Annotated in this window: 9 protein-coding genes and 1 pseudogene; all 10 read left to right on the top strand. The window is 53.0% G+C overall.

Annotated features, from left to right (window positions below; translation table 11 throughout):
• The first annotated feature begins 121 nt into the window (after positions 1–121).
• The 10 genes and pseudogenes from tssH to tssA all read left to right on the top strand — a co-directional run bounded on the left by tssH (position 122) and on the right by tssA (position 17,382).
• Positions 122–2,776: a type VI secretion system ATPase TssH gene (tssH, locus tag HV237_RS03885; protein WP_047358626.1), complete on the top strand. Its 2,655-nt coding sequence runs from the start codon at positions 122–124 to the stop codon at positions 2,774–2,776.
• Positions 2,773–5,145 (top strand): type VI secretion system Vgr family protein, encoded by a 2,373-nt coding sequence (vgrG, locus tag HV237_RS03890; RefSeq protein ID WP_047358625.1) that lies wholly within the window; start codon positions 2,773–2,775, stop codon positions 5,143–5,145. Before tssH ends, vgrG begins: the two co-directional genes overlap by 4 nt.
• Positions 5,146–5,157: 12 nt before the next feature.
• Positions 5,158–5,994 (top strand): DUF4123 domain-containing protein, encoded by an 837-nt coding sequence (locus tag HV237_RS03895; RefSeq protein WP_047358624.1) that lies wholly within the window; start codon positions 5,158–5,160, stop codon positions 5,992–5,994.
• A gap of 25 nt (positions 5,995–6,019) precedes the next feature.
• Positions 6,020–8,611: a T6SS effector BTH_I2691 family protein gene (locus HV237_RS03900; RefSeq protein WP_065554314.1), complete on the top strand. Its 2,592-nt coding sequence runs from the start codon at positions 6,020–6,022 to the stop codon at positions 8,609–8,611.
• 1 nt (position 8,612) lies between these two features.
• Positions 8,613–9,656: a DUF6708 domain-containing protein gene (locus HV237_RS03905; RefSeq protein ID WP_047358674.1), complete on the top strand. Its 1,044-nt coding sequence runs from the start codon at positions 8,613–8,615 to the stop codon at positions 9,654–9,656.
• A 36-nt stretch (positions 9,657–9,692) separates the two neighbouring features.
• Positions 9,693–10,721 carry a DUF6708 domain-containing protein gene (locus tag HV237_RS03910; RefSeq protein WP_047358675.1) on the top strand — a complete coding sequence of 343 codons (1,029 nt, stop codon included), beginning with the start codon at positions 9,693–9,695 and terminating at the stop codon, positions 10,719–10,721.
• A 3-nt stretch (positions 10,722–10,724) separates the two neighbouring features.
• Positions 10,725–10,991 (top strand): PAAR domain-containing protein, encoded by a 267-nt coding sequence (locus tag HV237_RS03915; RefSeq protein WP_047358676.1) that lies wholly within the window; start codon positions 10,725–10,727, stop codon positions 10,989–10,991.
• On the top strand, positions 10,991–12,217 hold the full coding sequence (locus HV237_RS03920; protein ID WP_047358677.1) for a hypothetical protein: 1,227 nt from the start codon (positions 10,991–10,993) through the stop codon (positions 12,215–12,217). Before HV237_RS03915 ends, HV237_RS03920 begins: the two co-directional genes overlap by 1 nt.
• 399 nt (positions 12,218–12,616) lie before the next feature.
• Positions 12,617–15,781, top strand: a pseudogene (locus HV237_RS03925) (ImcF-related family protein); the annotation flags it as partial.
• A complete protein-coding gene (gene tssA / locus HV237_RS03930) occupies positions 15,781–17,382 on the top strand; it encodes a type VI secretion system protein TssA (RefSeq protein WP_047358678.1) in 1,602 nt (533 codons plus the stop codon). The pseudogene HV237_RS03925 and the gene tssA, both read left to right, overlap by 1 nt.
• Positions 17,383–17,413: the final 31 nt, after the last annotated feature.

A 17,413-nucleotide genomic window follows, 5' to 3' on the forward strand; every position in this document is an offset into this window, starting at 1 on the left:
TGAAACGGGTTTTCAGCAAAGAAACCACAAACTGCCAGCCTGACCGTATGCGCTTTGGTCCCCTTCACGGAAAACAGCGATGGGCGGTAGCGTGTCCAGGAACCGACAAAGAGAGAGATTCATGGAAAATCCAGCCATCCTGTTGCGACGTCTGAACCCTTACTGTGCCCGTGCGATGGAAGGGGCGGCTTCGCTCTGTCAGACCCGCGCCCATGCGGAAATTTTGCCGGAGCACTGGCTGCTGAAGCTGCTCGAACAGGGGGAAGGTGACCTGACGGTGCTGGCACGCCGCTACGAGTGGGATATGGATGCACTGTGGCAGGATTTGCTCGGCTGGCTGGATAATCAACCGCGTTCGGTTCGCAGCCGCCCGCAGTTGTCCGCAGATATTCAGAAACTGCTGCAGGAAGCCTGGATGCAGGCCTCACTTGCCGGAGAGGAAAGTATCCGAAGCCAACACCTGCTGATGGCGCTGACGGAAAATCCACGACTTGCTCACTGCGACGGCCTGTGGCCATTGCTGACGCTGGGGCAGAGGCAACTGGAACGCCTGCGCCCGCTGCTCGACGCGCAGTCCGATGAACGCCCGGACGTGCAGCAGGAAGCAGAGCTGGCGCAGAGCCATGGTGGAGAAGTGGAGTTCGTCGGGCGCCCTGTCGGCGCGAATGTAAAAGAGGGGGAACTGACCCCGGCGCTGCAGAACGCGCTGGATAAATTCACGCTCGACGTCACTGCCAAAGCGAAAGAGGGCAAGATTGACCCGGTGTTCGGCCGTGACACGGAAATCCGCCAGATGGTAGACATTCTCTCGCGGCGTCGCAAAAACAATCCGATCCTGGTCGGTGAACCGGGTGTCGGCAAAACCGCGCTGGTGGAAGGCCTGGCATTACGCATCGCCGAAGGTAACGTTCCGGAAAGCCTGAAAACCGTGGTACTGCGTACCCTCGACCTCGGCCTGCTGCAGGCGGGGGCCGGTGTGAAAGGTGAATTTGAACAACGTCTGAAAAATGTGATTGATGCGGTGCAGCATTCGCCGGTGCCCATTCTGCTGTTTATCGATGAAGCACACACCATTATCGGCGCGGGCAACCAGGCGGGCGGTGCGGATGCGGCCAACCTGCTGAAACCGGCACTGGCCCGCGGTGAACTGCGCACCATCGCCGCCACTACCTGGTCTGAATACAAACAATATTTTGAACGTGATGCGGCTCTTGAGCGCCGCTTCCAGATGGTGAAAGTCGACGAGCCGGATGACGATACGGCCTGCCTGATGCTGCGTGGCCTGAAATCCCGTTATGCCGAACACCATGGCGTGCATATTACTGACGATGCGGTACGCGCCGCCGTCACGCTGTCCCGTCGTTACCTGACCGGACGCCAGCTACCGGACAAGGCCGTCGATTTACTCGATACGGCCAGCGCCCGCGTGCGCATGAGCCTCGACACCGTGCCGGAGCCGCTGACCCGTATTCGCGCGCTGATGACCTCGCTGGACATAGAGAAGCAGGCGCTGCTGGAAGATATCGCAGTCGGCAATCAGAGCCACGGCGAACGCCTGACCGCCATTGAGCAGGAAGAGAAGGACCTTATCGCTGAACTTGACGAACTGGAAGCCCGGTACGGCGAGGAGCTGAAACTCACCGAACAACTGCTGGAAAGCCGCCAGGACATCTCCCGTCAGAGTGAGATGCACGCGCTGCAACAGGCGCTGAACGGCATACAGCACAGCAACCCGCTGCTGTCGGTGGATGTGGACGTCCGCACCGTCGCCAATGTGATTGCCGACTGGACCGGTGTGCCGCTCTCTTCCCTGATGAAAGACGAGCAGACTGAGCTGCTGACCCTGGAAAATGAAATCAGCAAACGCGTGGTGGGTCAGGACGTGGCACTCAACGCTATCGCCCAGCGCTTGCGCGCGGCGAAGACCGGGCTGACGTCAGAGAATGGTCCGCAGGGTGTGTTCCTGCTGGTCGGTCCAAGTGGCGTCGGCAAAACTGAAACCGCACTGGCGCTGGCGGATGTGCTGTACGGTGGCGAGAAGTCACTCATCACCATCAACCTGTCCGAGTACCAGGAGCCGCACACGGTGTCCCAACTGAAAGGCTCGCCGCCGGGCTACGTCGGCTACGGTCAGGGCGGCATTCTGACCGAAGCGGTCCGCAAGCGTCCGTACAGCGTGGTGCTGCTCGATGAAGTGGAAAAGGCGCACCGCGACGTGATGAACCTGTTCTACCAGGTCTTCGACCGTGGCTTTATGCGCGACGGCGAAGGGCGCGAAATCGACTTCCGCAACACGGTTATTCTGATGACCTCGAACCTCGGCAGCGACCACATCATGCAGTTGCTGGACGAACAGCCGGAGGCCAGCGAAGGCGACCTGCACGAACTGCTGCGCCCGACTCTGCGTGACCACTTCCAGCCTGCGCTGCTGGCCCGCTTCCAGACGGTAATTTACCGTCCGCTGAATAAGGCCGCCATGCGCACCATAGTGGAAATGAAGCTGGCGCAGGTGAGCAAACGCCTCAACCGTCACTACGGCCTGACCACGAATATTGAAGAGAGTCTCTACGACGCGCTGACCGCCGCCTGCCTGCTGCCGGATACCGGGGCGCGTAACGTCGACAGTCTGCTCAATCAACAAATTCTGCCGGTGCTGAGCCAGCAGTTGCTGACCCACATGGCTGCGAAACAGAAACCACAGTCGCTATGCCTTAGCTGGAGTGAGGAAGAGGGTATCGGGCTGGAGTTTGACCGTACACAAGGAGTGCACGCATGAGCAACAATCCCCCGATCAGATTCAGCCACAACCATCACCAGCTGGCGGTGAAGGGCTGCTCAGCAGAGCTCGATGTGCTGGCGTTTGAAGGCGATGAAGCCCTGAGCTTGCCGTTCAGCTACCGGATTGAGTTCACCAGCGCTGATCATGCCATCAGCAAAGAAATGATGCTGATGAAAGCGGCCTCCCTGACGCTGCAGGCCCCGGTAGACCAGGGTTACGGCATCAAAATGCAACAGGCCGTGCGCACCCTTCAGGGAGTGGTGAGCGGCTTTGAACGCCTCAACACCTCAAAGGATGAAACCCATTATGCCCTGACGCTCCAGCCACGCCTGGCGCTGCTTGACCGTTCACATCAGAACGCCATTTATCAGGACATGTCGGTCCCACAAATCGTGGAAAAAATTCTGCGCGAGCGTCACAACATGCGCGGTCAGGATTTTCTGTTCTCATTCTCAAAAGAGTACCCGCGTCGTGAGCAGGTGATGCAGTACGGCGAGGATGACCTGCACTTTATTACCCGTCTGTTGGGTGAGGTGGGCATCTGGTTCCGGTTTACTACTGATACGCGCCTGAACATCGACGTGGTGGAGTTTTATGACGGTCAACAGGGGTATGAAAAAGGCCTGACGCTGCCATCGGTTCCGCCATCAGGACAGCATTCAAAAGGCGTGGACTCGGTCTGGGGCATGGAGAGCCATCATAACGTGGTGCAGAAGCAGGTCAGCACCCGTGATTACAACTACCGTCAGGCGACGGATGACATGAACACCCGGGTCGATGCGACCCGCGGGGATGCCACCACCTACGGTGATGCCTATCACTACGCTGATAACTATCTGACACCAGGTAGTACCTACGACCGCAATCCGGCCCCGGAGTCCGGGGCGTTTTATGCCCGCATTCGTCATGAGCGCTACCTGAATGGTCAGACGCAGACCCGCGCCATCACCAGCTGCCCGACCCTCTCTCCTGGGCAGGTGCTGAAAGTCACCGGCGGGTACGAAGTGGCAGAGGTGTTTGCTCAGGGCGTGGTCGTCACAGCGATGCACAGCCATGCGCGCCGTGATGAAGACTTCGGCGTCAGGTTCGACGGTATCCCGGACAGCACTGATTTTAGTTTCCGCCCTGAGCCTGGCTCACGCCCGGTGATGGCCGGCACATTGCCGGCCCGCGTCACCAGCACCACCGAGAACGACACCTACGGCCATATCGACAAAGAGGGCCGTTACCGCGTCAATATGCTGTTTGACCGTGACAACTGGGAAACCGGATTCGAGAGCCTGTGGGTACGACAGTCCCGCCCTTATGCGGGTGATACCTACGGCCTGCACCTGCCGCTGCTGGCGGGCACCGAAGTGGCGATTGGCTTTGAGGACGGTAACCCGGACAGACCGTACATCTCCGGTGTGCTGCACGACTCGGCCCACCCGGACCACGTCACCATCCAGAACTATAAACGTAACGTCCTGCGTACCCCTAAAAACAATAAACTCCGCCTGGATGACTCGGAAAATCAGGAACATATCAAGCTGTCGACCGAGTACGGCGGCAAGAGCCAGATTAGCCTCGGACATCTCGTGGATAGTGAGAGAAAGAAGCGTGGTGAAGGTGCCGAGTTGCGAACTGATGAGTGGGTGGCTGTTCGCGGTGGAAAAGGATTACTGCTGACAACGCAGGCTCAGCCTGGAGCTATAGATCAACAGTTGAGTATGGATGAAATTAAGCGGCAGCTGTCTGACGCACTGTCACTGGCGAACTCCCTGTCAGATTTGTTGCAGACTGCGCAGATCGAAGGGCTGGATAACAGCACGCAGCAGCAATTTCTGCAGCAGAATGTAGATCAGCTGCAACAGCCCGCCATTGTCGCGGGTGCTCCTGGTGGGATTGCCCTGTCCACTCCGCAACATATTCAGCTTAGCGCCAATCATAATCAGATGCTGACTTCCGGTGGAAGTACAGAAATCAGTGCGTTAAAGCGAATGGTGCTCGCTGCCAAATCGGGATTTGTTGCGTTTGTCCAGGAGCTTGGAATGAAACTGGTTGCAGCCAGAGGAAAGATGGAGATCCAGGCGCAAAGCGATGGCATGGATATTCTGGCCAACAAAGTACTAACAGTGATGAGCACCGATGACGAAATCATTATCAGTGCGAAGAAAAAGATAACGCTTAAGTGTGGTGGTTCGTACATCTCGATTGACCCGGCAAAAATAGAAAATGGCACGGGGGGCAATTTTAATATCAAGAGCGCAAATTTTGATTATGACGGCCCGGCAAAACAGGATGCACCTTTCCCTAAATTTACTGCTTGTGAAAATGCCGCTTCCGAAGCCCTGGCTAAGGGTGATGCTGTATTACCGCTGAGCTGAGGAGAAGGGCTAATGGATAGTTATTATCTGGAACAACCGCTGGCACCCGGTGAGCATGATTTTGCCATTATCGACAGAATGCAACATCCTGACATAAATGAAACATGGCCTGTACTTGAACTGGTCTCACCGATGCTAAAACCGCAGGCTCATCTTTATCCCTGGCTTTTGTCCTTAAAAGAGATGAAGGCTGGGGAGTGGAAAGCGCTAATAAGCGAGCTTGAACAGGCTGATTCTTCCCAAACTATGCCGGTATCCTGCCTGCTGTTTCGCAGTGAACAGCCATTGTCGGAAGTCCGGAGTCAGCTTATCAGGTCGCTCTGTTTTACTGATGAAAATCACCGGGGGCATATTCTTCGCTATTACGATCCCCGGGTGTTCTTTCACCTGGGCTGGATGTTACCACCCTGGTTGCTGGCTCAAACATTTCCTTCTTACATGTTTAGCTATTGGACGTTCTGGCTTGAAGGTCACTGGCATACGGTGACTTTTCCCTCCCCAGAGGTGGTGCAGTTCAATGAGGCACGAACTTTCCCCCGACAGCAACTTCAACGTTGTGGAATGATAAATCAGGTGCTTGGCAGATATCCACCCTATGGTGATATCGCACAACGAGAGCAGGTAAGTCACCGAATTGATGTACTTCTGGTGCAGGCCGCAGAACTGGGACTACCAACAGCGGAAGACCAGGCTGCATTTGCATTTCATGGCCTCAATCTGCGGGATTCATTCTGGACATCCCCCAAACTTTTACCTTTGCTGCAACAGGCCAGAGAAGTACCTGATTTTTTCCATGATGAAACCCGGTTATGGGATGAAGAACGCTGGAATGCCATGACGCAGCGCTAATCCGTATCAGTGAATGGAATGAAAAATGAATACAGAACAAGGTTGTAAATTTTGCCGCCGTTATGGGTTGCCGGTACTGCTTGCTCGTCCAGCCGTGATGGCAGCGGATGACAGCTTACCGCTACTGCCTGCTGACATTACTGTTTCTGTCCCTGTTCAGGGACAGACTGCTTATACAGCCAGGCTGCTGCGGGCCGGTTTTTTAAACATCTGGTCCGAATCGGGCGCACGATGGATTAATTACTATGTCACCAACGAGGGGTATTACTACCCGTTGCCTGAGAATGGTGATGTGCCTGCTGATATTGTAGACGGAACACGAAAGCCCTGTGTCAACAAACCGGAAGAGCTGGCAACCGCATCGCTGATCACTTTGCCGGTAAAACCTGCTGGAATGAAAAATGGCGTATTCTGGTTCGGCTGGTCGGAAGTGGAATGGACGGATGCAACGCGTAAAAAGCATGAAGATGCGACGTATCGTAGCCAGTACATGCAGGGTTTCGATATGGATGCATGGGTGAATGGCGGGAGCGAAAAACAAGCCTTACCTATTTCAGGGCTTGCAAATACGCTCGCGGAATACAGCCCTAAAGCCGCTTCCTGCTCCCATAAAACCTGGTCTCCGGCTCCTTTCAGGAATAGCAGGCCCCACGAAGGGCAAAATCTGATACAGGCCGCAGATGCCCTGTATGCCGGGAAGGGCGCAATTCTGGTTCTGGCCGATCCCGTTGCGGTTGCTCAGGATATTTCTGCCCTGTCGAATCATCGAATAGAAAAACAATTTTCTCAAAACCCAAAATACTCCCGAGGATTAGCACTGTCTTCAGCGCTCAGTTCCCTGAAAGAGGTGCTTTGCACTCAATTTGAACGTGATCAGCTAACTCTTGATAGTAATGTGGAGAAACAGGCCGAGGGTGGGATTGCTGTTCAAGCCGGTGTGATGTTACCCAGCATGGCTAGTGCACAACACAGTGCGCTGTATAGCCATAACAACCAGTCACTCCCGCAGCAGGTCAATATGTACTGGGCGCAGTATGAAAAATATATTGATCGAACAAAAGAGCAGGCATTTCTGAAGGAATATGATGCTGCACTTTCAGCCTATGATCAGCAAGTTATTTCACCGATGGTGAATATGTATCTGGCCTGGCTGCAAGGCCAGACGTTGCTGAACTACCTGGACAGTAATTTTGACCCGGAAGATATTGGCAGCGGTGCGTTATTCACCCAAACGGTCATGTATTGTGTTCAGCATATGCAGAATAAATCAGATGTGACGACCTGGTTTATGGAACAACTGTCTCAGCCATCGATCAGTGAGACGAATATTCTTCTTCGCGCCACTGTGTTGAATAATACGCAGTGGACCCTCAAGGTCAGTGAAGTGGTTAGCACGAATAAAGATTACAGTGATGTCCCCTGGAAAGATAAGCTAATCGACTTTTATACAAAGATTATGGATAAAGAGGTGAAGAGTGTTCAGTTTGCACTGGAAGGTTATCTGAATGCCGTCAGCAGTGCGCTGGCAGGGATGTTGGATAAAGCCGCAGACAGATTACTGCCTTCTCTGGTGGCGCTTGCTGCGTCATATGGCATGGGACTCAAGGTGATCAGCAGCACCGGTGAGCGTAAATATTTCATCAGTGCCATCGTCAGGCAGCTGGGTGAAATGACCGATCTTGATAGTCGTATCTCTGCATCCCGGCTGCGGCACTATGTCGACATTGAAGTTCGCCGAATGGAAATTGCCGGTGTATCGATGGTGGGGATTCATCAACAGAAATCCCTGGTACTGATTGATGTTGCAGAAGCCACGCAGACGCGGGCACTGCCAGAAGCTGAACGTGCCAGTGCGGCTGCAAAAACAATGCGTTCAGCCGATGAAGTCAGCAGTACGTTGTTCTCTCGTCAGTGGAGAGAAAAACTGGCGCAGGCGAAGGGCAGCACAGTGAATAATCTGGCCAATGATGGTGCGCAAATCCTGCCCTTTGCAGGATGCGTTTTTGCCATGATCATGCAGGTCGGTGCCGTCAGTAAATCGGCAAGCAGCTTGATGAAGGGGCAGCTTTCGGGGGCAGAAAAGGTCACTAAATTTATCGCTGACACCATTGGAGCTGGCGGTACATTGCTGGATGCGGCGGAAAGGGTGATTTTTAAGTTTAAAAGCCTGCGTCTGAAATCGTTGGTTCGTTTGAGTTTTGGACGGGTAGGGGCTGTCGGCCTTGAAAAGGGCCTGCAGTTTGCCGGCAGAGCGTGTGCTGCATTTGGTTTTGTGGCAGTAGGGTGGGATTTTTATCATTTTATTGATGAAGTCCAAAAAGGCAATATGGGTATGGCGACAGCATATTTCATTTCTGCAGCAGCTGGTGGGACATTAGTAGCAGCAGCCGTATTCCCTTCATTAGTATTGGGGCCGATTGGTCTGGCCATTGCAATTGCTTTTGTTCTTGGATCAGCAATTTACATTGCGATGAAAAACCGTGATGAAATTCAGAAATGGCTGGCAGCAACCTGGTGGCGTCAAATACCTGATGGCGAAAGTGAGGTACCTGCAGTCTGGCCCACCATGCAGATGGAAATGTCGCAACTTCAGCAGTTAGTTGGGGGGAGGGGATAAAATGGCAATTTCACATACGCTGGGATTGTATATCCCTTTTAAGCTTAATCGACCACTGACCAAAGAAGAAAAACAAAGTTGTTTTGTTCAAGGCAAACGGAGAAAGGGTTTAGGCGAGGCCGCTGTACTGGATCTGGATACTGTTATACGAATGAATTCATCTTACCTGGAAGTGGTGGATAAGTTCTATCCGGTGAAAGGCGTAATTGCTGGTCCAATGATGTGTATGCTTCTATTTATTACAGGGATTAGCAGTTGGTTTTATTGGGTGGCAATGTTTTCAATGGACTATAAAGGTGGTGTTGTTGGGTGTTTCATGGTTCTGATTGCATTGTTGTTTTTTATTTTTTTATTTGGAAGGCCACTTCTAAAAGACTGGCTCAGTAAGACGCACTACCCGGTACGATTTAACCGAAAAAATCAACTGGTGTATATTTTCCAGGTAAAAGGTGAGGTGATCACACTACCTTGGAAAGATATTTACTTCACGACCAGTAAACAGAAAGTCAGTTACTGCATCGTTGGTCATGTTCTCGCCGAGGACAAGGAAACAGTGTTAAATACATTCAGTTTTGGACATGTAGGCCAAAAGACAGAGTTGTCTCTTTACTGGGAATTCATTCGCTGCTATATGGAAGAGGATTGCCTTCCAGAACTGGCTAAAACCGTTTTTTATTGCCCTCCTGTTGAGAAACAAAAAGAAGGATATATCACAGGGTTGCAAACGTTGATGAAAATGGATTCCAGGCTGGAATGGATACCCAACGTATTGCTATTCCCTCTTACTCTGGTAGAGAGTATTGCCCGCTATATCGGGATGCAAACCAGCAAAATCCCACAGTGGCCGCAGGAAGTTCTTGAGGCGTGCGCTGTCGATTCAAATGACCCAATTAATATCGGTGCTGAAAATAATCCACCTCATCGCTGGCGCACCGTGCTGGCTCATGAGATGCGGGAAGCGTATGACGCCAAAAATCAACATCTGAAATCAGTAAATCAAGAGATTAAAGAAAAGCTGGATAAGAAATACGGAACGGTTTCTTGAGCCGCGAAGGAAATGACAAGGAGAGGTAAGTGCATTATGGCAATTTCACACGATATCGGTCTTTTCTTTCCCTTTAAGGTTAATAGACCTTTAACAAAGGAAGAAAAACAAAGCCGCTTTGTTCAGGGTAAAAGAAGAAAGGTGTTTGGAGAGGCTGCTGTACTCGATCTGGATACCGTTATACGAATGAATTCATCTTACCTGGAAGTGGTGGATAAGTTCTATCCCACAAAAGGGTATGTGGCATCATTTATGATGGCATTTTGCGTATTGTTTATTATTGCAATTACAGCCATTGCAATAATTACTTTTGCTAGTGGCGATGGTATTCCATTTTTTTGTTTTTTCACTCTGGCTTTTGGATGTGCCATTTATTTTTTTGGCCGGTTTTTATTGAAAGACTGGTTTAGAAAAACACATTATCCCGTCAGGTTTAACCGAAAAAAACAGCTGGTGCATGTGTATCAGGTCAGCGGTGGGATAATCACGCTACCGTGGAAAGATATTTACTTTACGACCAGTAAACAGAGAATTAGTTATTGCATTGTTGGCCATCTTCTCTCCGAAGATAAAGAAACAGTCCTAAACACATTCAGCTTTGGTTATGTCGGGCAACGGGAAGAGTTGTCACTCTACTGGGAGTTCATCCGGTGCTACATGGAAGAGGATTGCCTTGAAGAACTGGCTGAAACAGTGTTGTTTTGCCCTCCCGTAGAGAAACAAAAAGAAGGCTACATAGCAGGTTTACAGCGGCTGGTGCAAATAGATTCACGCGGTGACTGGTTGCTGCTTGTCCTGAATTTACCTTTTGCACTGGTCGAGAGTGTTGCCCGCTATATCGCTATGCAAACCAGCAAAATACCGCAGTGGCCGCAGGATGTTCTTGAAGCGTGCGCTGTCAATCCGAATGATCCCATTAATATTGGTGCTGAGAATAATCCAATCCATCGCTGGCGCACCGTTCTGGCTAATGAAACGCGAGAAGTGTATGAGGCCAAAAATCAACGGCTGGGATCTGCAAATAAAAAGATCAAAGCAAAACTTGATGCTCGGTATGGAGGGTAAAATATGAAAGGCGTGATTCGTATTGGAGATAAAACAACGGGGGGCGGCCAGGTTCTGTCAGGTTCGTCAAAAATGAAATTTAAAGGTATAGGGGCTGCGCGACTAAACGACCCGGTCAGCTGCCCTATAGAAGGCCATAGCCCGTCATATATTTCACAAGGTCACCCGACAATGAAAGACAGAGGGATCCCGGTTGCCTTTCATGATTATGAGTGTTCCTGTGGCTGTAAGCTCATCTCATCTTTGACCAATGCAACAACGAGTAAATAATGCCTGTCGATCTTTCTGCTATACCTGATGTCGCCAGAAGAACCCGCCAGCCATCGATAAAAAGGTGGCTGGTGATTTTTCTTATTTTCATGGTACTTAGCGGTTTTATTACATCCTGGTTATGGCCTTCGAACAACCCTTCTCGTGGCGCATTTTTCTGGCACTGCTTCATTACCGCACCATTGGTGGTATGGATATTATTGCTGGGCACTCGCTGGTTGTGTTATCTCGCTACTGAATGGCCTGCTGAAGGTTGGGACGACGAACGCGAGCAGGATATTGCTAATGAGATTCATCGGGGGCAACGTTTCTTGGTACTCGCAGCGCAGAGTGTCCATCTTCCGCACGCTGTAACATCAGCGGGGTTGACTCAGCAGTTTATGTTGCCACAGGGCATTGTGTTGCCATCAGTTGTCGATGAGAAAACACAGTTAGTGAGTTTTCAGGCCAGCTTCAGTGACGGGGGGCAGTACGTACCGGATAAAATACATCAGCAACTGAGCGCGCTTCTGCGTGAGCGCACATTGCAGGCCGCGATAACACGGCAGTCTGGTCGTCAATTTACTACTGTGGTTCAGATCGATGGTGGCGATGCCCTGAGCGAGGATGATAGCGCTGTTATTGAGCAGTGGGTGAAGGCGCTATTGCCAGCCTCGTCACGAGTGTTGATCTCACCAACGTTTGGATTAACAGATATCGACAACTGGCTTGATGCTCCTGAGAGTTTTGGAACTTTGCTTATCTTGTCCATTTGTATTCGTCCAATAATCGCTGATGGTGAAGGAGAAGCTATCGTTGGACTGCTCCTCCATTTTGGCGATAACGAGTCTGATGTTGATATATTATCCGCTCGTCTTCATCGTCCGGAACATGCCTGTGATGTCGATTTTAAAACATCGGCGATGCAGGCTCTGCAATGGGGATGTACTCATGCGGATAAAGTTGCCTGGCTATGGCTGGCGGGGTTGGGGACTGAAAACAAAGCTCAGATGCTGCTGGCGAACAATAATATCAAATTCCCTTGTGTCGAGTCTTCTCAGCTCACTGATATTGATATGAAGACCGGGCATAGTGGGAAAGCATCTCCCTGGCTTGCTATCGCACTGGCGGCGGAGAATACCGGACAGAGCCCAAATCCTCAATTGATTCTGAGTATGCCTGATAAAGAGGATCTTCCATGGTGGCTGGTTGTTCACCCCGCATCTGAATCACAACCACATCATTGATAATTCGTACTGCATTCCGTTCACCGATAGCCATGAACACCATTGTGCTCGGCCGTTTCGTGCCAGGAGAAAAAAGTGAAACGCTTCATACAGGGACTAAAAACCACAACCTTTCAGTTGTGGTTCATTTTGTTTGTTTTTTTGTGTCTGGGGATCGCTGCATGTCTGATACTTAAAAATGATCCGTCACAATTGGGGATTTCCCCCGGTTCAGTCTGGCAGGAGAGATTGTTTTTTGTGGCGATGATGCTGACCGGCGGACTACTTCTTTTCATCATTGTGTTTTTTATATCAACATACATTTTTGGACGATCGGCTTATCGTAAAGCAAAGGCACTTACGGGGGGGGAAAGTTCTGCATCTTCAAAAGATAAAAACACAAATGATTCTCCCATCATCAGCAGTTTGCGCGAGTTAAAGTCGCATATGCGCCGTCGCTACCATCTCTTCTGGCGTCATAAAGTCCGCCTGCTACTGGTCACTGGCGACGAAGCCGCGATTGAGCAACTGGTTCCCGGCCTGCAACAGCAGCAGTGGCTTGAAGGCAACCGTACCGTCCTGATTTATGGCGGCAGCCTGACGGCAGAACCAGACAAAGAGAAGTACACCGCGCTGCGTAAACTGCGCCGTGGACGCCCACTGGACGGGATTGTCCGGGTAATACCTCAGTCTTTTAACCTGACACCACAAATCAGTGACAACGATTTACGCGGGCTGGAAAAAATCAGCGAACTGCTGCGCTATTCCGCCCCGATCTGGCTGTGGCAACTGTGCAACAGTCAGTGGTCACAGGTAAAACGCACTGAGCAGACGGTAGGGACCAGTTTCCCGCTGTGTGCTAAGACTGACGATATTACCCGCCAGCTAGAACTGATACTGCCGGTCCTACGAACGCAGGGGGTGAGTCAGGTCGCTGAGAACAACAGCCACGACTTCCTGTTGCGCCTGGGCCAGCACCTCAAAGACGGGGGCATCGCCCGCTGGACTCAGCAACTGGCGCCATGGCTTTATGCTTCCCAGCAACGTATTTCTCTACGGGGCCTGGTGTTCAGCCTGCCGGATAAACCTGATAATGCAGGCAACTCCGATACAGAAGTCACTGGTTCTGCCGCTGCCGAAGCCGACAGTTATGTTCCTCCGTCTCAACGTCACGCCCTGACGCTGCCCGCCACCTGGCAGGGTATCGTTGATGATTGTACCCACTTGCGTGGTCGCCGGGTCGGAATGGCGTGGGAGCAGACCCTGGCCTGGACACTGATGGTTATTCTCGGCATCTGGGGCGCGGGGATGCTGCTGTCATTTGTCGTTAACCGCCTGCAGATCAGCTCTGTTGCAGAACAGGCGCATGCGCTGGTTGAGCATCCCTCGGTATCAGATCACCAACTGACCGCACTGCATACTCTGCGCAATGATGCAGGCCGCCTGCAGCACCGTATTCAGGATGGGTCTCCGTGGTATCAGCGCTTTGGTCTCGATCATAGCCAGCAACTGCTGAGTGCGATGTTGCCCTGGTACGGCGTGGCGAACGACCGCCTGATACGCGACCCGGCAAATCTCGCGTTGCAGCATAAACTGAGCGCACTGGCCAGCCTGCCAGCCAACAGCCCGCAGCGCGCCGTTCTTGCAAAACCTGGCTATGACCAGTTGAAAGCCTGGCTAATGATGTCCCGCCCGGATAAAACTGACGGCGCGTTTTACGCCAGCACAATGAAAAACGTACAACCTGTTCGTCAGGGCATCTCCACCGGGCTGTGGCAGAGCTTGTCACCGGACCTGTGGGCTTTCTATATCAATGAATTGCCATCGCAACCACGGTGGAAAATCACCCCTGATGCGCAGCTGGTCAGCCAGAGCCGTCAGGTGCTGTTGCAGCAGATTGGCCGTCGTAATGCCGAAAGTACGCTGTATGAGAACATGCTCAAGTCGGTGCGTCGTAACTTTGCCGACGTGTCTCTGGAAGACATGACCAGCGGCACCGATGCCCGTCGCCTGTTCACTACAGATGAAGTCGTGCCGGGCATGTTTACTCGCCAGGCGTGGGAAGGGGGGATTCAGAAAGCCATTGAGACAGCGGCCAACTCTCGTCGTGACGAGATTGACTGGGTGCTGAGCGACAGCCAGAAAGCGGTTTCCTCAGACCTGTCGCCGGAAGCCCTGAAAGCGCGCCTGACGCAACGTTACTTCACTGATTTTGCGGGTAGCTGGCTGAATTTTCTCAACAGCCTGCGGCTTAACCCGGCAAACAACATTGCAGACGTCACTGACCAGTTGACGCTGATGAGTGATGTGCGCCAGTCGCCACTGATTGCTCTGATGAATACTCTCGCCTGGCAGGGGCAGACCGGCCAGCAAAGCGAGGGACTTTCGGATTCCATTATCAAATCGGCTAAGGATCTTGTCGGCGGGAAAGACAAACCGGTGATTGACCAGTCTGCGTCAGGGCCGCAGGGTCCGCTGGATGAAACCTTTGGTCCGCTGCTTCAGCTTCTGGGTAAAAACAAAGGCAGCAACGTCATGTCGGCTGACACTTCGCTGAGCCTGCAAACCTACCTGACCCGTATCACCCGCGTGCGTCTGCGCCTGCAGCAGGTGGCAAGCGCTTCTGATCCACAGGAGATGATGCAGACTCTCGCCCAGACCGTGTTTAAGGGCAAGAGCGTCGATCTGACCGACACCCAGCAATACGGTAGCCTTATTTCGGCAAGCCTTGGCGAAGAGTGGAGCAGTTTTGGCAGCACGATGTTCGTGTTGCCACTGACTCAGGCCTGGGAAACGGTGCTGCAGCCGTCGGCGGCGAGCCTGAATGATAAATGGAGCCGCGCCGTGGTGGCGAACTGGCACACGGCCTTTGACGGGCGCTTCCCGTTTGCGGTGAGTAAAAGTGATGCCTCTTTGCCGATGCTGGCTGAATTTGTGCGTAAGGACAGCGGACGTATAGAGCGCTTCCTGACGACAGAGCTCAACGGTGTGCTGCACAAAGAGGGTAGTCAGTGGGTACCGGATAAGGTCAACAGCCAGAGGTTGAACTTTAACCCGGCCTTCCTGCGGGCCATTAACCAACTGAGTCAACTGTCAGACATTCTGTTCACAGATGGCAGCCAGGGCATCAGCTTTGAACTGCAGGCGCGTCCTGTGCCGCAGGTGGTGGAAACCCAGTTGACCATTGATGGACAAAAGCTGCACTACTTCAACCAGATGGCCGACTGGCAAAGCTTCCGCTGGCCGGGAGATACCTACAAGCCGGGGACGATGCTGACCTGGACCACGGTCAATGCCGGTGCGCGTCTGTTCGGGGATTTCAGTGGGACCTGGGGCTTTATTCGCTGGCTGGACCAGGGCAAGCGCCAGCAGCTTGACCGCAGTCAGTGGATGATGAGTTTTACCGCCCCGGATGGTCGCACCCTGCAGTGGGTGCTGCGCTCACAACTCGGAAAAGGTCCGCTAGCGCTGCTGGAACTGCGCGGATTCACGCTGCCGGATCAGATATTCAGTGTTGACAGCGAGGCCACCGCGCAGGCGCTGATGGCCAACACCAGAAACAATGACATGGAGGGGGGCGAATAATGAGCACACTGCAGAATCTGGTTGCCGCCTGTCAGGCTGACGAAACTCAGTTGCGGCAACAGGCGCAGGTACGCACGGAAAACTGGCAGCCCTGGCTTGCTCCGGTAAATGACACCAGTCTGATCGGAGAAGACCCCGGTTATGACGATGATTTTCAGCGTATCCGCGAGGAGGTCAATAAACTTTCCGGCATCGATACTGGCCTGATTTGCACGCTTGCCGAAAAATTGTTGACCACAACTGCCAAAGACATCCGGATTGCCACCTATTATTGCTGGGCGCGCCTGCACCAGGATGGTGAAGCTGGCTTTGCCGAAGGGCTTGAACTGCTGGCGGGATTGATACAGCGTTATGGAACGCAGCTTCATCCTCAACGTGAGCGGAGCCGTAAACCGGCGCTGGAGTGGCTCGCAGGCTCCCGCGTTCTGGACAGCCTGTCACTCTGGCCGGAAGTGGTACGCGATGATGCACTGCGCACTGCCGGTGCGCTGCTGCTCATCCGCGACAGTCTGGAGCCAGAACCAGAAGCGTCACGGCCAGAGCTCAATGCACTATATAGTGCTCTGGAATCTCGCCTGATGAAGGCCGGTGGCGTGGATGCTGTGGTACCGCAGAACGCTGGTAATAAGGCTCAGTCACAGAGCGCTACGCATACCATCGAGTCAGACACGCCGGTTTTGAGCCGCATCACCTCTGGTCAGGATTTGCTGGCCCAGGCCCGTACCCTGACCGGATATCTGCGTGAGCAGCCCGATGGCTGGCTCGCCGCACACCGGCTGATGAAAAGCCTGCGTCATGACACGCTGAGTGCTATTCCGGCACCAGATGCCGAAGGGAAAACGCGCATCGAACCGCCGCGCGCTGACCAGCGGGCCATGCTCAAACGCCTGTATCTGCAGCAGAGCTGGCTGGAAATACTGGAGCAGGCGGACAATACCTTCTCGCGCGGTGCCAATCACCTCTGGCTGGATTTGCAGTGGTATATCCACCAGGCACTGATGAAGTCAGGGCAGGATGTACTGGCCGATATCATCACTGCAGACCTGAAAGGGTTGCTGCGCCGCCTCACCGGGCTTGAAACTCTGGCCTTTAACGACGGGACGCCGTTTGCGGATGAAGTGACGCTGAACTGGATAAATCAGAGCGTACTGGACGATATGTCCGGCTGGCGGGATGAGCCGGTCAGTGCCGTCAGTGAGACGGACAACGATATTCTGGCCCTTGAGCCGGAAGCGTTGGAGAAAGCGGACACTGACGGTCTGGATGCCACACTACACTGGCTGCAGACCCGTCCGGGCACCGACTCCACAAAAGACAAATGGCTGCTGCGCCTGCTGATGGCCCGTGTTGCCGAGCAGAAGGGCAAGAATGAACTGGCGCTGCATCTGCTGGGCGAGCTCGATGGTGCTGCGCAGTCCATCACCCTCACGCAGTGGACACCGGCGCTGCTGTTTGAAGTGAAATCGCGTCGCCTCAGACTGCTGCGTATGAAAGCTACACGCAGTGAAACCGATAAATCACGGCTTCAGCCTGAGATGGACCAGCTTCTGGCTGGTCTGATTGCGCTCGATCCGGCAGGCAGTGCAGTGCTTTGCGGGTAACACCACTTGGCATACCTTTAAAACACACATA

The sequence above is a fragment of the Citrobacter sp. RHBSTW-00570 genome, assembly GCF_013739755.1.
GTDB classification, from domain to species: Bacteria; Pseudomonadota; Gammaproteobacteria; order Enterobacterales; family Enterobacteriaceae; genus Citrobacter; species Citrobacter braakii.

What these genes read in the sequence shown, in the direction of transcription:
- HV237_RS03895 (WP_047358624.1), top strand. Translation starts at nt 5,158, where the DNA reads ATGGATAGTTATTATCTGGAACAACCGCTGGCACCCGGTGAGCATGAT.
- HV237_RS03905 (WP_047358674.1), top strand. Translation starts at nt 8,613, where the DNA reads ATGGCAATTTCACATACGCTGGGATTGTATATCCCTTTTAAGCTTAAT.
- HV237_RS03920 (WP_047358677.1), top strand. Translation starts at nt 10,991, where the DNA reads ATGCCTGTCGATCTTTCTGCTATACCTGATGTCGCCAGAAGAACCCGC.
- HV237_RS03915 (WP_047358676.1), top strand. Translation starts at nt 10,725, where the DNA reads ATGAAAGGCGTGATTCGTATTGGAGATAAAACAACGGGGGGCGGCCAG.
- vgrG (WP_047358625.1), top strand. Translation starts at nt 2,773, where the DNA reads ATGAGCAACAATCCCCCGATCAGATTCAGCCACAACCATCACCAGCTG.
- tssA (WP_047358678.1), top strand. Translation starts at nt 15,781, where the DNA reads ATGAGCACACTGCAGAATCTGGTTGCCGCCTGTCAGGCTGACGAAACT.
- tssH (WP_047358626.1), top strand. Translation starts at nt 122, where the DNA reads ATGGAAAATCCAGCCATCCTGTTGCGACGTCTGAACCCTTACTGTGCC.
- HV237_RS03910 (WP_047358675.1), top strand. Translation starts at nt 9,693, where the DNA reads ATGGCAATTTCACACGATATCGGTCTTTTCTTTCCCTTTAAGGTTAAT.
- HV237_RS03900 (WP_065554314.1), top strand. Translation starts at nt 6,020, where the DNA reads ATGAATACAGAACAAGGTTGTAAATTTTGCCGCCGTTATGGGTTGCCG.